Here is an 18,117-nt window from a genome sequence, read left to right on the forward strand (position 1 = left end):
ATTAAACACCTTTAAACATATTAATTACTGCACCAAGACCTTTGGAAAATAACCAAAGTCCGATTACCGAGGTAAAAGGAATCCCCCAAAATTGTGCCGCGACTGAATAATCAATATTAAGGAGTTCCTGATATGGCAACTCTTTTATCGTCAATTCAATAGTTTGGCAGTCATTCGTGACTTTCGAACAAATCTCACCGACAATATTATTTTCCGGAGTAGCCATAGCGATCACCTATTCCACTAAATCGAGAAACATTTCAACGTTATGCCCCGTTAAGGGTTGCCCTGTCTGTTTATCGTGATATCTAAACGAACGTTCAAAACCGGAAATTCGGCAAACCAATTCATTCACTTCTGAATCAATCGCCCCCACACGCCGTTTAGAACGAATTTTTACAACCGGCGGTTTAGAATAAGGATCAGGTGCGGGTAAAATAACGGTGGTATAAACATGTCCATCATTAGACGTACTGATACGGGTCACTTTTCCACTAATCACTGTTTGATATAAGGGCAATGCAGCCATAATGGTTCACCTTTCTTGATTTAAGCGTTTGCAACTTGTTTAAATGGATAAATAGTATTCTGACGTTCAAAAACACTCACTGGCTCGACATACCAGTCAGGCCGTTGTTGAGAAAAATCGATATGGATAACTTTATAAAAGGGAATGACGTTAGATTTATCGCCGGTGAGATTTTGTAATTGTGATTTGCTGAGGCCAATATTCGTTAATAAAGTTAAATTATCATAAAATGTTCTTCTTGCCAGAGAATTAAAAACATTTAAATAACCTTCATTAACTAAACGACGATAAAAACCAAATATCCGTTGAGCTTTAGCATAGGAAATGTTGCCTTTTGGCGTGGTAGAATAATAATGAGATTTTAATCGTTCAAAAATATGTTCGTCATCATAAATATTCATTTCCATTCCCCTCAGTGCCGTCAACAAATCATCAAAACTTTTCATCCACAGATCGTAAATTAAATTAGCCCCACTACGTTCATATTGTTGTTGATAAAGGCAAAGCGCAGAAAAATTAATCGGAATCTGATTATCTTTTAAAAACGTTTTTTTAATCGCCCTTCTAATCTCAACAGGTTATTGGCAAAATCCGTCAAACGTTTATTATTTAAAATCGCAAACTGATTAAGCAACACCTCATCATTGGGATTAACCCGTAATTTTCTTTGTATTTCACCAAAACGTTTTGCCAGTTCAAGCGCTTTGTAATAAATACACAATTCCCTGTGTTTAGAACCACGATTAAAATAAACGGTGGATTCATGATCGTTTGATTTCGTGGCTTTGGTTTGTCCATGACTGATATTCTTAAAATAAGCAATCACCTGCTTACAAATACTTTCCGTTGGTAATCTTACTGATAACGTTGTATGAAGCTCAGAAACTTCGCTATTCTCGACATCTAACAAATTAAAAAGATGTGGCATGGAAACCGCTAAATTAGTCATTAACTCCAAGCCACATAATGCAATATTGGTTGAACCAAATACATTATGCCCCTGTAAGAGCTTGGCGGGTGAAGCCTTAAGATTGACACGCGGGAAAATCAAATGAGTTCCCTGATAAATTTTCATGCCCAAACTGGCAAAATGCGTTGGTAACGATTCAAAAGGATGCGCTAATCCCTGAACAGATAAATCCCCTTTATTTCAAATTCCACATCACGAGCAGACAACCGAACCCCACTTAATTTAGCAATCTGCATAAAATCGATAGAGCCTCCTCCATGCTCCCTATCACGAGATGTTCTCATCACATACTCATCTTTAAATGGAATCTGAAGCTCAAGAAGATCAATCATAATAACCACTCTATGAATACTAATAGTGATTATATATAGTCAACTATCTTTAAATAGTCAACTTACTATTCATAAATAAGTTATTATTTCTATAAATGACTCACAAGAGAGAATTTTTATGGCTATAGGTGATAATATACGAACAAGGAGAGAAGCTTTAGGAATGACTAGAGAAGAGTTAGCCGAAAAAACACAAATATCATTCTCTCAATTATCAAAGATAGAAAGAAATGAACAAAAAAATCCAACTATTCAATCAATTATCGCAATCAGCACCGCTTTAAATTGTTCAGTTGATGAGCTTATCTATAATAAAAAATCAACTGACACTAATTATTTAATAAAAGTAATAAATAACTTGCCATTAGAAGATCAAGAAGTAATCAAAAAAATAAGTAAAGGTATGAGTCTGATAAATCAAGCTGAAGAAATGTTAAATAAAAATCAATAAACATAATAAAATATGTAAAATAATGCGGATTCCGCACAAGAGTACATAATTAAAGAGTCATGTACTCTTGATTATGTAACATTTAATTAACAAATGGCTAATGTAAATGGAAAAGAAAAAAATAATAAAACAACTAAAAGAACTAGAAATTGAATTTAGAAAAAATAACCCTGACGTTATCGGTTATACCCTGTTTAATACAGTTAATCGCCGCTTTGTGACAATGAGAGAAAATGAGTTTGGAATGCTTATTTATACGGATAATCTTGAAGTAGCCTATTTTGAAGATACAAAACTTCCCGCATTGACACGAGTTTCGCACGGACATATAAAATTCTAGAAATGGCGTCAAAACAATGATTAACCTGTAACTTACTAAGAGGTATAAATTTACTTAAATTACAATAAGTTGTTTTTAATTTATGAGATTTTTTCTATTTATATATTATGCTGAATTAGACGTAAAAATAGAGCGTTTTTTTATTGGTGCGAAACTCGTGATTGATAAGTAGAGAATTGTTACCAGAACCTGATAAATTCGATATTGCGGTTGTTCCACTAATCAAAAACCCCCTATTTGGACTTAGCGTCAAGTCAGGCTACCTAGATCGACATAACCGCAGGTTCGCACAATAGCGTTATGTATAAATGGCCGCCGTCTGCGAGGAGATATTTTCGCAGACGGCTATTCAACATAACGGCATTGTACATTATGCGAATTTTTATTATGCAATCAATCTAGCAATTCAAACGGACAGCTACAGCTCTAGAAAGCCAAATGCCAATCAGGCGTTAGTTGTATACTCAAGTATACTTAAGTTTTTTTGGAAATAGCCAACTAACAACAGTCCAACCAATAAATAACAGTTGTTAAAATAACGGCTTATCCATTTTGTTGGACTGTTTGTTATTTTATTTTTTTAAGTGAGTATATTTTTCGGCATAAGAAAAACAGCGATCAAACATACGGTTAAGATATATTTTATCTTCAGGTGTCATCAATGGTTTATTTGATGAAACTTCTACTTTGTTGGTAACACGATTAAATTTTCCAGCAAGACCAACCGGTCTTGCTTTTGAATCGTTATAAATACGGCCATCTATTTTTGCTGTTGATTGATAATTAGCGTTATTTACTCTATCCATTATATATCGTCCTAATGTAAATATTACAACTGGAAACATATTTAATGCTTCCAGTGATCCCTGTTCGATAAGTGATTAAGAAACTTTTTCTTTCTTTTCTTTTAGGGCAATCGCATTGGTAGCATCAATTTTTTGATGTTTTTTATGCTCTTGCACGTTATTTCGTTCTGGTATTTTTTTGTTTAGATCTACTGTGATTTTTTTCGATATGCCTATAAAGAACCCACCATCCTCAATAGACAGATTTTCACTATAAATCTCACCTTCGATCATGCCATTTTTTTGAATTTCAATTAAATTTGACTCAACACGACCATCAATTTTTCCATCGATAATCGATTTTTTGGCTAATATACTGCCTGTTACTATACCAGTTCTTGTCACAATAACCGTGTTTTCTTTACATAAAATATTGCCGATATATTTACCATCAATAAGTATATCTGCGTCTGAGACAATATCGCCGGTGAAACAAGTTTCAGAGCATATAATAGTTTTCTTGTCACTTTTGCTTTCAAGATTGTTTTCTGTGCTTTGCTTATTTTCTGTACTTTCAATTTCCCGTTTCTTAAACAAAATATTTCTCCTAAAATAATAGATAATTAGCAGGCTAGAGACTAATCCACTGCTAAAGCAAACCCAAAAGAATCCAGTGGAATACATGATGATAGAAACGCACCATGCAATAATTGCTACGTTGATTAATCGCACATAGTCCTCCACCGGATTTTAATTAATTAGCACAGCATTAAATGCAGAGTTTATGATGCGTAAAGTAAAAATTTTTTTGTCATCTCCATAATAATTTTATGTTATTAATCGTTTCACTTAATTTAAAGTGGATGTTGGTGTTAAAATATTTGTTTTTTTGTTAATTGATGGTTGATTAAAATGTCACGTAGATTGATTTTTAAATTAAATCACTTTTTATGCTCTCGGATTGTTATTGTGAGAAAATAAATAACATTTTTTTGTCTATTATAAAATAGCTAAATTGCAACAAAATTAATCATTATTCATTATATTAGTTAGTTTCAGTATATTGCAATGCATCTTCGGTCAAAAATATTGACTTATGTTATAATTTTTATACTTTTATTCTGAGATGCAAATTTATAAATTATTATTTTATTGTTCAAGTTAATTTTTTAAAACTATAAAACATGAACCGTTACTATTTTGATAACAATATAAGCGTTATTTTGTTGTAGTGATATAATGAATTCGATAACTATTTTAAATGATAATTTATATTAATAGCATATTAAAAGCGACTAATTATATATTACTTTAGCCACTTTTTTGTTAATGTTTAAGAATAGAATAGCTTTAATTATTGCTTAATTTACATTGATAATCTTGAATTGTACCCGCTGATCCAAGATTAAAATCGAGCAGTTTTAATCGGCTCGCCAACAAAATAAATTCATTTTTTTGCGAGCTTGGTATCATCGCTAAGCCATAATAGGCAATATTATCACCCTGCTCTTCGGCATATTTTTCTAGATAATTAAATGGTGATATTTTATTTATGTCCGCCGCGGGAATTTTAATAGCTATGTATTGATGACTATTGATTCTTTGTTTTAATGGCCGCCAGCTTTTGGTTATAGTATCTTCATTTTCTTTTATTATTTGATACACTTCAGCTTTTAAACAGGCTAAATGAATATGCAATTGTTCTTGTGATCGACCATATTTTGAGTTTATAGCGAGAGAAAGATATTGCTCGTTAATGGGTTTATTTGCTGATTTAATAAATAGCTGCCGATTTTGCCATGCTAACATGAAATAATTTTCTGTGTTTTTTTGTTGCAAAATAGGACTTTCAATGCCAGAGATTTTGTCTAATGGTAATAATAAATCATGTAATGGCCCCTTTATATCCTTATAAATAACATATCGGTGTTGTTGATCAACTTTGATACATGGCGATTGTAAGCTGCCATTTTTAAACTCAGGAATACATTGTTGATTAATAGTTTGCCATAACTTATCACTGTTTATTTTTAAATAGGCAAAATAAATTAATATTGATAAGAGTAAAGCAAAAAATATCTTGAGCAGTAATTTGATAGTTTTTTTCATAAAAAATCCTATTATAAAAATTTTCCTTGAAAGCATTTTAGAATGATTGATTTAGTGGCTATCTGCATTTTTTACTCAGCTAGTATAAGGTATGTATAAGTTTATTCTATCTATTTGTTAATTTAATGTTCTAAATGTTTTTCTTTTTTGACGGAATATAACTTTATTGAGTAGTTCGCATGTTTAAAAGATATCTCTTGACTCTTTTTATGTGAGGTTTTTTACTTACGTCTAATTAGAATCAAGATAACAAAAGAAGGTTAATAATGATAATTTTTATCACTGGCGTTACTGCGGGTTTCGGCGAAGCAATAACGAAAAAATTCATTGCTAATGGCCACATTGTAATTGGTACAGGTCGACGGGAAGAAAGGTTAAAAAAATTGCATCAACAGCTAGGAAAAAATTTTCACCCTATCCTGCTAGATATAAGGGATAAGCAAGCTATTAATGATGTAGTGAACAACTTAAATTTCAAAAAAATTGATGTACTGGTAAATAATGCCGGGCTGGCTTTAGGCTTAGATACGGCTGAAATGGCTGATACAGATGACTGGGATATTATGATTGATACCAATGTAAAAGGATTAGTTCATATGACCCGCGCAATATTACCAGGAATGGTGGCGGCCAACCATGGTCATATCATCAACATTGGTTCTATTGCGGCTAACTGGCCATATAAGGGAGGAAATGTTTATGGTGCCACTAAAGCATTTGTGAAACAATTTTCTTTAAATTTGCGAGCTGATTTGCAAGGTAAAAAAATAAGGGTAACGGATATTGAGCCAGGTTTGGTATCTGGAACAGAATTCTCTTATATACGGTTTAAAGGTAATGTAGAAAAAGTATCTGAGACTTATAAAGGCGCCGAGGCCTTAACAGCAGAGGATATCGCTGAGGCAGTTTTATGGGTTTCAACTTTACCTGTTCATGTCAATGTTAATATTTTAGAAATGATGCCTGTTTGCCAATCTTTTGCTGGTTTAAGCGTAGATAAAGAATTTTATAATGATAATTGATAATTTTTAAATATATTTTGTTATAATATAGCTCTCTTTAACCTGGGTAAATATTTTTGTACTAACAAGAAGGTGGTAAATTATGTCTAAAAGTATATCGATATTAGCCTTATTGGCTTGTTATTTGTGTAGTGGAGCTGTTTCTGCGGTAGAATTATTTCTTCACGATGGTAATAGTGCCTTAACAAAAGAACAAGCGCGTGAACAGAGTGAACAATGGAATGCAACAAAATCGTTACGCAAAAAAGTCAATCAGCGGGCAGAAAGGCAGTTTGATAAATCTGATAAAGCAGATAATGAAAGTGAAGCTTGCTATAAAAGCGGTAAATTAAATGCTTATTGGGAATCTAAGACTAAGCGTTGTTTGGACAGTAATACAGGGCAACCTATACGTCCTTAAATACGCGTTAAACATTAAGGGAATGGACATGAAAAAGATATTTTTATTAAGCTTATTGCTATGTTTTGCGGTACCAAGGATGGCATTAGCGTCATCTTGTGACGATGTTAAGAAAAATATTTCAGAAAAAATAGTTAAAAATGGCGTTTCCTTGGATGCATTTAAACTAGAAATTGTACCAACTGAACAAATAGACGTCACAAAAGATGAGGTTGTTGGTCATTGTCAGAATGATAAATTTAAAATTGTTTATACCCGTTTACTGCATCAGTAGTACTTAAATGATTAAGGGTGACATTGGATGCACCCTTTTCTTTAGTACTAGCAGCCTCTTATTATGTTTTTTATAAGCTTTTTATCCATATACTCTGATAAATCCCGTTCTTCCGGCCGTAATAAATAAGGGATTTCCCCTAGTTTAGGCGCCGGTATGTGACACTGTAACCTATTAATGATTTGCGCATAACATGTTAATCCAGGATTAATACGATTGGCTATCCATCCAACTAAACTAACGCCGTCTTGAATAATAGCATGCGCTGTTAAAACAGCATGGTTAATACAACCGGGTTGAATGCCAACAACTAAAATAACTGGCATTTCCTGTTGGATAACCCAGTCGGAATAAAACGTTTGCGAATTCACTAAGTGGCGCCAGCCTCCACAACCTTCAATAAGAATATAATTGGCTTTTTGCTTTAGAATAGTTATTTTTTTATTAATTTGATTAAAATCAATAACAAGTTCTTTTTCATGGCTATTTTGAATGATCACCGGATTTATTTCATTAGCAGTTAGCGAAATTGGTGATGATTGTGAAATAGTACTAGTAAATTTGTTAATTTCATCCAGGACTGACGTCTCTTGAAATTTTGTTTTTATAATAGGTTTATAACCTATTGCACTACTCGAGTTATCATTAAGTGATTGTAATAAGGCACGGGTAGCAATTGTTTTACCTACATTGGTATTTGTTCCAGTTATAAATAAACTTGTCAACATATCTTAAATCCTATCTATAATAGATTAAGAAATTTTGATGGAGTTTAAGATATTGTAATTTTTAGAAGATTGCGTTAGCTCAATTTTTTACTTAATTAGCATTTGTTAAATTTTATCCCGCCATTAATTTAGCCAGCAGAGAACCATTATATAAGGCATCTTTAATAATAGCGGTCGCCAATATTGTTCCTTCATTATTAAATTTAGTTGCTACTAGGGATACATTATTTTGGTAACAGGGTAAGGATTTTTGTCGAATTTGTTTGCTAATGACAGGAAATAGCTGATTTTTTACCTCGTTTAACGGTGAGCCAATTAAAATTAATTGGGGATTGAAAATATTAACCATTACAGCAAGGGTATTACCGATTTGTCGCCCTACTTTTTCAAGAGTATTAACAGCAATTGGATCTTCTAGATTAATAGCCTGACAAAAATCATTAATAGAGATTTTTTCTTTATTAAGGCTAGAATCGGGATATTGTTTAGCGATGGATTGCGCTTTTTTTAATATTTGTGGGATCGCAATATGGGTTTCCAAACAGCCTTGATTACCACAATAGCAATCTAAACCCGCAAAATTGATATTAATATGACCAATTTCAATCGCATGACTATTACCTAAAGCTAGAATACTCCCTTTGGTAATGATACAAGCGTTAATATGATCATCAATCACAATTTGAATAATGTTTTTTCTATACTTAGATGCACCGGAAAAAAATTCACTCATAGTCCAGGCAGTAGTACAGCTTTGTAAATAAATAGGTAAACCAATGCGAGCTTCTAATCGTTCTTTTAGTGGAAAATTTTTAATATTGTAATACGGTGAGCTAACTATAATGCCGTCGATTGAATTAATAATAGCATTAGTAATTACACTAATTGCTACCAACCGCTCTAAACAGCCTTGATAACAGGTAAAAAAATATTCGATTTTTGTTAATAACTGCTCGTTAAATGAATGATTATCGTTAGCAATTAGCTCGGTAATATCTTCATGTAAAAGCTTATTATTGAGTTCATATAGCGATAAAATTAATGAACCCTTATCAATTCTAACACATAAAAATTGCCAACCTTGGCTAACAATTTCTAAGCCAGTTATTGGTCTTCCTCTAAAACCTAAATCAGGAAATTCAACCTCCTTTATTAAGTGTGCATTGATAAGTTCTCTGGTAATTTTTGTGATACTCGCTGGCGCTAGTTGAGCTTTTTTTGCCAAGGAAATTCTAGAAATAGATCCAAGTTGATCGATAAGTCGATAGACAAGCTTTAAGTTGATCTGTTTTATTTGAACAGTATGCCCTACTTGCTCATTCATATAAACTTCACTCAATTTATTAAAACCAACTGCAATTATGAAGAGCATTTTTTTTATATGTGAATTTGGGCTTATATTTTGTGATCTGGAGTGCAGTTATAAAAAAAACATCTTATAGAAACGACTATTGATAGCAATTATCTTAATCGTGTGTAGTGCTATTTTGGGCTGCAATTTATGGCATAAAGTATAAGTTTTTATGCCATAAATAAATATTATTCTAATAAAAACCTACAGCTTTCCACCATAATAGACCAATTGTAAGGAAAATAGCCTGATTGACTAAACTAATAATAAAGCCAACCTTCCACCATACACCTGTTGGTACATAACCTGCGCCAAAAAGAATAGGTCCACGAGCATGAGAATATTGAGTTAAAGAGCAATAAAGGCTGCTAGAAAAGGCAAGCATCAATGCCGTTGGAACAGTCGGAATACCTAAATTGATACCGACTCCTAAGAAGACGGCATATAGTGCAGCTATTTGAGCATTACCGCTGGCAAAGAAATAGTGAATATAAAGATAGGCGGCATTAAGCATTAATAAAATAATAACCCAATTAGTATCTTGCATGCTATGACTAAGACTGTCACCAATAAGATTGCCAAACCAAGTTGTAAATCCCAGAATTTTTAGTTCATTGGCCATCATTAATAGCGCAGCAAACCAGATAAGTGTATCCCAAGCATCTTTTTCTTTTTTTACATCTTCCCAAGTTAATACCCCGGTAAGTAGTAATACAGATAAACCAGTAAAAGAAGCGGTTGTGGGATCAATTCCTAATATATCACCAAATATCCATAGTATAAGTAGCAGCAATACCGTAGCTAACATTAACCATTCATTACGTGTTACTGGCCCCATTTTTTTTAATTCATCATGTGCAATTTTAGGTGCATCTGGAGTATGACGAATAGTTGGCCGAACTAACCAATAGATTAATAATGGAATAATAATGAATGAGATCAGGCAAGGAACAATAGCTGCTAATAACCAGCTACCCCAGGTTAAGGTAACACCTGCGTTGGCGGCGAGTTTGACAGCGAGTAAGTTACCAGTATAAGCAGTCATAAACATTGCCGCGGTAATATCATTAATATTGCCGATACAAGTGATCAGAAAAGTTCCTATTTTACGGCGTGATTCATTTTCTGGATGGGAGTCAAAACTACGTGCCAATGAATCAGCGATCGGATAAATAACACCCCCACAGCGTGCAGTGTTACTTGGCATCGCAGGAGATAAAATTAAATCAGCCACCGCCAGACCATATGCCAATCCTAGCGTTCTTTTGCCTAATAGTCGGATCATCTGTAATGCAATTCGTTTGCCTAAGCCGGTTTTAATAAAACCTCTAGCAATCATAAAAGCAATTACGATAAGCCAAATTAAACTACTATTAAGTTCACTTAGTGCAGTCATAATGGCATCACTTGCACTTTCATCTCCAGCGGCGTGACTAAGAGCAAAAATGGTAATTCCAATTAGGCCAATTGCGCCAATGGGTAATACTTTAGCAACAATCGAAGCAATAGTTGCTACAAAAATAGTAACCATTTTACTTGACTGGTTATTTTACTCGCCATAACTGCTCCTTCCTTCTGCTCAGTTCTATTTTCATCAATAGTATAATAGCGCAGTAAAAGTTTTAGAATGTTAAGATTTTAATGTATATCTTTTAATATAAAAATAAATAAGAAATTTATAGAAAAAATAATAATAAAAATTAAAGTATCTGAATATAGAGAATTTTACTTATGCTTAGTTAAATATTTTTAGCACATTTTAATTAAATGGCTAATAAATTGTTTTTGATGATTAAAAAATGACAAATATCTAGGTATTTTATGATGACGATTAATTAAATTTCATTCAAAGTCATTAACTCAATGGCTTATTTTAAAATTAATTAGTAAATATATAAGAAAACAGAAGAAAAATAGTATTCAATAAAAACTTTACCAGTTATTTTAATTGAGTTTTATTAAGTTAAATAACATCGGGTTTTTTATGTTGTTATTTTTAATAAGCTTATTCAATTTATATATTGGACAAAATATGCCGTTTTATTTATTCTGGTATCAATTATTAGTGAATAATTATCAGGTATTAGATGAAAATATCTCAACAAGATAACAAAGAGAACGTTGGTTGCCAAAAGGATAATTTTCAGCATCATATAAAATATCGTGATGCACTTTATATACGGGTGACTTTGTCATTCTTTATGGTGGGATTATCGACTTTTGCTTTACTCTATTTTGTGCAACCAATACTACCCATTTTATCAAGTGAATTTAAAATATCACCTGCTCAATCTAGCATGTCACTTTCACTTTGCACTGGCCTCCTCGCATTAGGATTACTAGTAACTGGCCCTCTTTCCGATGCACTAGGCCGCAAGAATATTATGGTGATCTCTTTACTAAGCGCAGCTATTTTTACCTTTATCAGTGCTTTTATGCAAAGTTGGGATGGTATTTTATTAACCAGAGCATTAGTTGGATTTGCTTTAAGTGGTGTTGCAGCAGTTGCCATGACTTACCTCAGTGAGGAAATTCATCCCAATTATTTAGCACTTTCTATGGGATTATATATTAGTGGTAACTCTATAGGTGGTATGAGTGGACGCTTAATTACCGGTATTTTAACTGATCATTTTTCTTGGCGGATAGCAACCATTGTATTCAGTTTGTTTGCGTTTATTGCCGCGATTATCTTTTGGCGCTTATTACCGCCTTCACAACATTTTAGAGCTTCTTCAGTCCGTCCACTTTTCCTATGGATTAATTTTAGAGTGCATCTTAGAGATAAGGGATTGCCTTTTTTATTTATGATTGGTTTTATCATTATGGGAAGTTTTATAACCCTTTATAATTATATAGGTTATCGATTATTGGAAGCTCCTTATAATTTTAGCCAGACTATGATTGGTCTATTAGCTTTTATCTTTTTAGCCGGTACCTATAGTGCTTCTAAAGCGGGATTTTTAGCATTAAAGTATAACTATTCAGATATTTTATTTATTGCAATTTGTTTAATGTTTATTGGTATCGCGATTACTTTTTTCTCTCCAATTTTACTTATTTTATTGGGCATGGTGATTATGACGGTAGGTTTTTTTGCGGCTCATGCTATTGTCAGTAGCTGGATTGGGAAACGTGCAAAGCGAGCAAAAGCTCAGGCATCTTCATGGTATTTGTTCAGCTATTATGGCGGATCCAGCATCGCCGGTACATTAGGTGGTATATTTTGGAGTAATTGGAAATGGAATGGAATTATTGGTTTTATTATATTTTTAACATCTCTAGGATTAATTATTAGTATCAAATTAAGGAAAATATAAACTGCTGGTCTTAATTAAACACAAAATCTTGTGCTTTAATTAAGACTTTTATTTAGATCAGTACTAATTAAATTTAATATCCATACTATATTCGCCCAGGTAAAGTTTGGCAGCTTGAGTTTTTTGCCGGAGGTGCAGTTACTGGAAATTTATCATCAGGCGTAATATATACCTGTGTTGTAGCAACATAACCGTCACTAAAAATAGCTTCAATATAAGTAGCTTGCCAACCCATTATTTTTGTATTGATGGCTACCGTTATATTTTCACCGGTGCCAATTTTAATTGATGATGGTAAATACCTGATACCACATGAGTAGCGAAAATCTCTGGCAACGGGATTTTTGGCTATCCAACGAGTAATTTTGACTGGTTTTTCTGAAAAGTGAACAGTAAGTTTATTTTTAAAAATGCAGGTACTTAATTTTGGTAAAGGTACATTTCTATTTAAGCGATTAACAAATGATATTAAAGAAGGTACAGTAAAAGCTAATATATTAATATGGTTGGTATTTGGTATAATCCTTAACGATTTAGTACCAGGTAATTTATCGTAATAAAAACGAGAGTTATCTGGGGTATAAAAGTCATCACTGCTAGCATTAATAATATATTTTGGTATGCTAAGTCGATTTTGATGATCTGAATTAAGATATTGTAGAGGATCAACTATTTGCATTAGCTTTGAAAAACGATATGAGCCGATCATCTGATCAATTTTTTGATTATAAAAAGGAAGAAATGAGAACGGCCAATTTTTACCATAACTCCGATATACATGTTTTAGCATTTTGTCTGTATTAAGGCCATCATTGGCAAAAGGAACGATGGCAGCTATGTCAGGATTGGCAATAGATGCTAACCATGCAGTACATCCTTGAGCTGACACACCAGAAACAATAAATTTTTTGATGTTCCATTTTTTTAATTCTTGTTTAGTAAACCGAATAGTTTGTGAAACAACGGCAGTCATAGGTATATCTAATGGTAATACCCTTCTTTCAGGATTATTCATAAATAACGACCAGTTCCGGGCAATAAAATCATATTGCTGATCATTTTCATTAAGAAATTTATTGTCATCATTCGATATGACATAGTTATTTACGATATTATTAATTGAAATAACAATAACATTAGTTTTTTCAGCAATATCAATCAGCATTTTTTTATTAAAATCTGGTGAAAAATTCTTATTATTATAACTAGCTCCACTATTTATTATAATAAGAGCATATTTAGGTTTCGGTATTGTAGGAATGTATATATCAAGATTATGACGCCATGTTTGTGGGGAAACTAGTTTTTCAGGTGACCACTCTTGAGACACCATTTTGTATTTTATAAGTTCTATGTCGCCTATTTTCTCCTGCCCATATATAGAATATTTTAACGGATTGGAAGCTAATAATTGTTGATAATAGATAATAATATTTGAAAACTGAAAAAAATTTGCTGGTGATATCGAATGTTGCATATTTGAGGCAACTCTTTTAGTACAAAAACAAATGAAAAGAGTAAAAAATAGTTTTATAAGTTTCATTAATTACCTTTTGAGAACAAGATGTACTACTTTGTTAATTTAAGGTCAGCATTAAATCAAATATGTGAGTTAAGGCAAATCCTACCTTTTGATTTTATCTATCCTGTAGAAATTTTATTTTTTCTTAGTAGGTTAGGTGCTATTATGATTAGAATAAAAAGCATGTTGTAACTAAATTGAGACTTTTATATGAAATATGATGCAAGATATAAATTATCAAAATGTTTTGATTTATTGAAAGCTGAACTAGCTTGTTTTTTAACTGAACTTAATACCTTATCTCTAACCTCAGCTATTGTATTTAAATTACCTGAAACCAAGAAAGGAGAAGAAAATAATGATATTAACCAAATAGCAATTAGTACTTTGACAGGAAAAGCTGCCTTAAACTTAGCATTAACAAACTACAATCGATTATTTATTCATGATAGCCCGCAACACATTAGTAATAAAACTGCAATAAGGCTACCTGGTGCCCTATGTTTTAATCTTTCAGTAGAAAATTATTTAGGCATAAAACAGCAAATGGAAACAATTAATAAGTTAAAAACAGAATTAAAAAATATTGTCACTCATCAATCGGGGATAAAAAAAGAACAACGATTTGAATTTATTCACCAACAATTACATGGCTTAATTACTCTCAATGCCTATCGTAAAATCAATTATGTTGAGTCACCTAGTAGCATTAATTTTGGCTGGGCCAATAAAAATATCGTCAATAAAGTAACAAAAGAGCAAATACTTGAGCGATTACATAAAAACTATCAATCTGAAAAAGCAATGTCGGCATATACTAAACAACAATGGCGTACTTTAATTGAAAAAGAGATCCAGGACTTAAATAGCATCTCTAATGCTGCCATATTAAAAATACAACGCCCCGTAAAAGTTCAGCCGATTGCCAGAGTTTGGTACGCGAATGAAAAACAACAAGTACAATACGCTTGCCCTCTTCCACTGTTATCATTTAGTAGTGATACAAACCATTTGACAAAATTAGGTACGCTTACTGACTATGATATTAATAATATAAAAATAAAACATAAGCCAAAAAATAAAAAACTAAAATTAATTATTGCTCGATTACATCTTTATCAAGAAATCTAAGTAAAGAAAACCGAGGTTATTAACTCGGTTTTCTTTACTTATAAATATAAAACTACTTTTTCATACTACCAACCATATTTTCAGGTCGCACCCAACTATCAAACTCTTCGGCTGTTAAATAAGCCAGTTTTAATGCTGCTTGCTTCAGCGTCAACCCTTCTTTATGTGCTTTTTTAGCAATTTCAGCGGCTTTATCATAACCAATATGCGTATTTAGTGCAGTAACTAGCATTAATGATTCATGTAATAATTTATCTATCCGTTGACGATTAGGCTCAATACCTTTAGCGCAATGATCATTAAAACTAAGCATACCATCTGCCAATAAACGAATTGATTGTAAAAAATTATCAATAATCATAGGGCGGAAAACATTGAGTTCAAAATTACCTGATGCTCCACCAATATTAATAGCAACATCATTCCCCATAACTTGAGCACAAAGCATAGTTAAAGCTTCACACTGCGTCGGATTAACTTTTCCTGGCATTATCGAACTACCAGGTTCATTTTCTGGGATCATAATTTCACCAATGCCACAACGCGGACCTGATGCTAACCACCTTACATCATTAGCAATTTTCATTAATGAAGCTGCTAAACCTTTTAAAGCACCATGGGCATGAACTAAAGCATCACAAGTAGCTAAAGATTCAAATTTATTAGGCGCAGTGACAAATGGTAGGCCGGATAATTTTGCAATTTTACTGGCAACTTTAATGGCATATTCAGGATGGGTATTTAAACCGGTACCTACCGCCGTTCCGCCTAATGCCAGTTCAGATAGATGCGGAATACTCTCTTCGATATGGCGGACATTATGAGCTAGCATTGCTCCCCACCCTGATATTTCTTGGCCTAACGTTAATGGTGTTGCATCTTGAAGATGCGTACGGCCAATTTTGACAATATCATTAAAGGCATCAGATTTTTGCTTAAAAGTAGTTTGTAGTTCTTTTAATCTAGGTAACAGATGTTGATGTAAAGCAATAACAGCAGCTACATGCATTGCAGTAGGAAATACATCATTAGAACTCTGGCTTTTATTTACATCATCATTCGGGTGAATTAAGCGCTGCTGGCCTCTTTTCCCACCTAAAATTTCACTCGCTCTGTTTGCCAATACTTCATTTATATTCATGTTAGTTTGCGTACCAGAGCCGGTCTGCCAGACTGCTAATGGAAATTCAGCCATATGCTTATCCGCTAAGACTTCATCAGCTGCGGCGATAATAGCATTAGCCTTATCCTTTGCTATCAAACCTAAATCGCTATTTACTTCAGCTGCTGCTTTTTTAGTTAATGCCAATGCATGGATCAAGGCAACAGGCATTTTTTCCACTGAGATATGGAAATGTTGCAGCGAACGTTGCGTTTGAGCGCCCCATAGCCTATCTGCTGGGACTTTAATTTCACCCATTGAGTCTTTTTCAATGCGATATTCTGACATTATTATTATCTCCTTAGCATAAAATAATTGGATATGCATAATCCATCTTTGCAGATAAACTGATTGTACTTGAAATCATGCACTATTTTTAATTTAAAATGTGAGAGATAAGCGAGTTTATTGCATTACAGTTAAAAATAAATTTTTATCAACTAAGAGCAGTATTATATGTTTAAAATGATCAATAAAATTCAACACTATGATTGGGGTAGTAAAGATGCCCTAACAAAGCTTTACCATATCAAAAATCCTCAGCATTTACCGATGGCTGAATTATGGATGGGAGCACATCCTAAAGCCAGCTCTATGGTTGAAGATTTAAATAGCCAGCAAAAAATATCGTTAGATAAACTAATCGCAACCGATCCAAGCTATTATCTCGGTGAAAAAATTGCTCAAAAATTTCATCGATTACCTTTTTTATTCAAAGTGCTCTGCGCGGCTCAACCACTTTCAATCCAGGTACACCCAGATAAAATCGCTGCCGAAGTTGGGTTTAAGCGTGAAAACGCAGCAGGAATTGCGCTCGATTGCCCTAATCGTAATTATAAAGACGATAATCATAAGCCTGAATTGATTTATGCTTTAACACCTTTCAAAGCGCTTAATTCATTTCGCCCTTTAAAGGAGATCACTAATTTATTACTGCCGATTGCCGAAGCTTCACCAGTTATTCAACTATTTTTAAAGACCCCAACAGAAACTCAACTGGCACAACTTTTTAAACATTTGTTAAGCCTGACAACAAAAGAAAAGCAGCCGCTACTTGTAGCCTTAAAATCTGTTCTACAGCAAGAAAAAGGGGAACCTTGGAACACGATAGAAAAAATGTTGCCATTATACCCTGAAGATAATGGATTATTTGCACCATTGTTACTGAATATTATTGAATTACAACCAGGTAAAGCGATGTTTCTCTATGCCAGAACGCCGCATGCTTATATTGAAGGTGTTGGTTTAGAAGTAATGGCCAATTCTGACAATGTACTGCGCGCGGGATTAACTAACAAACATATCGATATTGCTGAATTACTGGCTAATTTAGATTTCATTGCCAAACCCTGCGACACATTATTGCTACAACCGAATATACATAATAATGAATTTTGTTATCCTATTCCGGTAGATGATTTTGCTTTTTCCTTATATCTAATTGATAATCAATTGACTACGATAGCAAACAATTCTGCCACGATTTTATTTTGTATTGAAGGTAAGATATCTATCACCTCAGAAAATCAAACTGCCGAGATCCTATCTGGGGAATCCATATTTATATCTGCATCCGAAAGACAAATTATGCTTAATGGAAAAGGTAAACTGGCCAGAGTTTTTAATTATTAGCAAAAATTAAAATACATGCAAAGCTGTATATAATATATTTTATTAAATTTGATCACTTT

The 18,117-nt window shown here is 33.1% G+C and carries 19 protein-coding genes and 1 pseudogene; 8 read left to right on the plus strand and 12 right to left on the minus strand.

Translation table 11 applies throughout. The features are described from left to right. Position 1: 1 nt before the first annotated feature. The 4 genes and pseudogenes from WH390_RS06240 to WH390_RS06255 all read right to left on the minus strand — a co-directional run bounded on the left by WH390_RS06240 (position 2) and on the right by WH390_RS06255 (position 1,783). Positions 2 to 226, minus strand: coding sequence for a hypothetical protein (locus tag WH390_RS06240; RefSeq protein ID WP_032116489.1), 225 nt, complete (start codon positions 224 to 226; stop codon positions 2 to 4). Positions 227 to 235: 9 nt separating this feature from the next. After that, the gene (locus WH390_RS06245; RefSeq protein WP_032116488.1) at positions 236 to 529 is read right to left on the minus strand and encodes a hypothetical protein; all 294 of its coding nucleotides are present in this window, start codon (positions 527 to 529) and stop codon (positions 236 to 238) included. Positions 530 to 549: 20 nt separating this feature from the next. Further along, positions 550 to 1,616, minus strand: a pseudogene (locus WH390_RS06250) (phage/plasmid replication protein, II/X family); the annotation flags it as partial. 32 nt (positions 1,617 to 1,648) lie between these two features. After that, positions 1,649 to 1,783 carry a hypothetical protein gene (locus WH390_RS06255; protein ID WP_406850705.1) on the minus strand — a complete coding sequence of 45 codons (135 nt, stop codon included), beginning with the start codon at positions 1,781 to 1,783 and terminating at the stop codon, positions 1,649 to 1,651. A 166-nt stretch (positions 1,784 to 1,949) separates the two neighbouring features. Between WH390_RS06255 and WH390_RS06260 the strand changes: the two genes are divergently transcribed. Both WH390_RS06260 and WH390_RS06265 read left to right on the plus strand, forming a co-directional pair. Then, on the plus strand, positions 1,950 to 2,282 hold the full coding sequence (locus tag WH390_RS06260; RefSeq protein WP_032116486.1) for a helix-turn-helix domain-containing protein: 333 nt from the start codon (positions 1,950 to 1,952) through the stop codon (positions 2,280 to 2,282). A gap of 106 nt (positions 2,283 to 2,388) precedes the next feature. Further along, positions 2,389 to 2,622, plus strand: coding sequence for a hypothetical protein (locus tag WH390_RS06265; RefSeq protein WP_032114835.1), 234 nt, complete (start codon positions 2,389 to 2,391; stop codon positions 2,620 to 2,622). Between the two features lie 572 nt (positions 2,623 to 3,194). Here the strand turns inward: WH390_RS06265 and WH390_RS06270 are convergent. From WH390_RS06270 to WH390_RS06280, 3 genes are all read right to left on the minus strand, one after another. Continuing rightward, complete coding sequence (locus WH390_RS06270) at positions 3,195 to 3,428, minus strand: hypothetical protein (protein ID WP_032115032.1); 234 nt, start codon at positions 3,426 to 3,428, stop codon at positions 3,195 to 3,197. 75 nt (positions 3,429 to 3,503) lie between these two features. After that, positions 3,504 to 4,004 (minus strand): polymer-forming cytoskeletal protein, encoded by a 501-nt coding sequence (locus WH390_RS06275; protein ID WP_052044836.1) that lies wholly within the window; start codon positions 4,002 to 4,004, stop codon positions 3,504 to 3,506. Positions 4,005 to 4,757: 753 nt separating this feature from the next. Then, on the minus strand, positions 4,758 to 5,516 hold the full coding sequence (locus WH390_RS06280) for a CDP-diacylglycerol diphosphatase (RefSeq protein WP_032115031.1): 759 nt from the start codon (positions 5,514 to 5,516) through the stop codon (positions 4,758 to 4,760). Positions 5,517 to 5,782: 266 nt separating this feature from the next. Here WH390_RS06280 and ydfG point away from each other — a divergent pair, with 266 nt between their 5' ends. From ydfG to WH390_RS06295, 3 genes are all read left to right on the plus strand, one after another. Further along, positions 5,783 to 6,538 (plus strand): bifunctional NADP-dependent 3-hydroxy acid dehydrogenase/3-hydroxypropionate dehydrogenase YdfG, encoded by a 756-nt coding sequence (ydfG, locus tag WH390_RS06285; protein ID WP_032115030.1) that lies wholly within the window; start codon positions 5,783 to 5,785, stop codon positions 6,536 to 6,538. Positions 6,539 to 6,620: 82 nt separating this feature from the next. Next, positions 6,621 to 6,938 (plus strand): DUF1283 domain-containing protein, encoded by a 318-nt coding sequence (locus WH390_RS06290; RefSeq protein ID WP_032115029.1) that lies wholly within the window; start codon positions 6,621 to 6,623, stop codon positions 6,936 to 6,938. 28 nt (positions 6,939 to 6,966) lie between these two features. After that, the gene (locus WH390_RS06295) at positions 6,967 to 7,212 is read left to right on the plus strand and encodes a DUF1161 domain-containing protein (RefSeq protein ID WP_032115028.1); all 246 of its coding nucleotides are present in this window, start codon (positions 6,967 to 6,969) and stop codon (positions 7,210 to 7,212) included. Positions 7,213 to 7,259: 47 nt separating this feature from the next. Here the strand turns inward: WH390_RS06295 and bioD are convergent, their stop codons facing one another. The 3 genes from bioD to WH390_RS06310 form a co-directional block, all read right to left on the minus strand. After that, on the minus strand, positions 7,260 to 7,940 hold the full coding sequence (bioD, locus tag WH390_RS06300; protein ID WP_032115027.1) for a dethiobiotin synthase: 681 nt from the start codon (positions 7,938 to 7,940) through the stop codon (positions 7,260 to 7,262). Positions 7,941 to 8,052: 112 nt separating this feature from the next. Continuing rightward, positions 8,053 to 9,264 carry an ROK family protein gene (locus WH390_RS06305; RefSeq protein ID WP_032115049.1) on the minus strand — a complete coding sequence of 404 codons (1,212 nt, stop codon included), beginning with the start codon at positions 9,262 to 9,264 and terminating at the stop codon, positions 8,053 to 8,055. A gap of 220 nt (positions 9,265 to 9,484) precedes the next feature. Beyond that, positions 9,485 to 10,822: a DASS family sodium-coupled anion symporter gene (locus tag WH390_RS06310; RefSeq protein WP_052044835.1), complete on the minus strand. Its 1,338-nt coding sequence runs from the start codon at positions 10,820 to 10,822 to the stop codon at positions 9,485 to 9,487. Positions 10,823 to 11,378: 556 nt separating this feature from the next. On the opposite strand from WH390_RS06310, the gene WH390_RS06315 reads away from it, so the two are divergent. Then, a complete protein-coding gene (locus tag WH390_RS06315) occupies positions 11,379 to 12,611 on the plus strand; it encodes an MFS transporter (protein WP_032115026.1) in 1,233 nt (410 codons plus the stop codon). Positions 12,612 to 12,696: 85 nt separating this feature from the next. Here the strand turns inward: WH390_RS06315 and WH390_RS06320 are convergent, their stop codons facing one another. Beyond that, positions 12,697 to 14,154 (minus strand): PhoPQ-activated protein PqaA family protein, encoded by a 1,458-nt coding sequence (locus WH390_RS06320; RefSeq protein WP_032115025.1) that lies wholly within the window; start codon positions 14,152 to 14,154, stop codon positions 12,697 to 12,699. A 189-nt stretch (positions 14,155 to 14,343) separates the two neighbouring features. Between WH390_RS06320 and tus the strand changes: the two genes are divergently transcribed. Continuing rightward, positions 14,344 to 15,264, plus strand: a complete 921-nt coding sequence (tus, locus tag WH390_RS06325; protein WP_032115024.1) for a DNA replication terminus site-binding protein — start codon at positions 14,344 to 14,346, stop codon at positions 15,262 to 15,264. Between the two features lie 52 nt (positions 15,265 to 15,316). Here the strand turns inward: tus and fumC are convergent, their stop codons facing one another. Beyond that, on the minus strand, positions 15,317 to 16,714 hold the full coding sequence (gene fumC / locus WH390_RS06330; protein WP_334472107.1) for a class II fumarate hydratase: 1,398 nt from the start codon (positions 16,712 to 16,714) through the stop codon (positions 15,317 to 15,319). Between the two features lie 168 nt (positions 16,715 to 16,882). Between fumC and manA the strand changes: the two genes are divergently transcribed. Then, a complete protein-coding gene (gene manA, locus WH390_RS06335) occupies positions 16,883 to 18,058 on the plus strand; it encodes a mannose-6-phosphate isomerase (protein ID WP_032115023.1) in 1,176 nt (391 codons plus the stop codon). Positions 18,059 to 18,117: the final 59 nt, after the last annotated feature.

Source organism: Candidatus Arsenophonus nilaparvatae, assembly GCF_045346035.1.
GTDB lineage: Bacteria > Pseudomonadota > Gammaproteobacteria > Enterobacterales > Enterobacteriaceae > Arsenophonus > Arsenophonus nilaparvatae.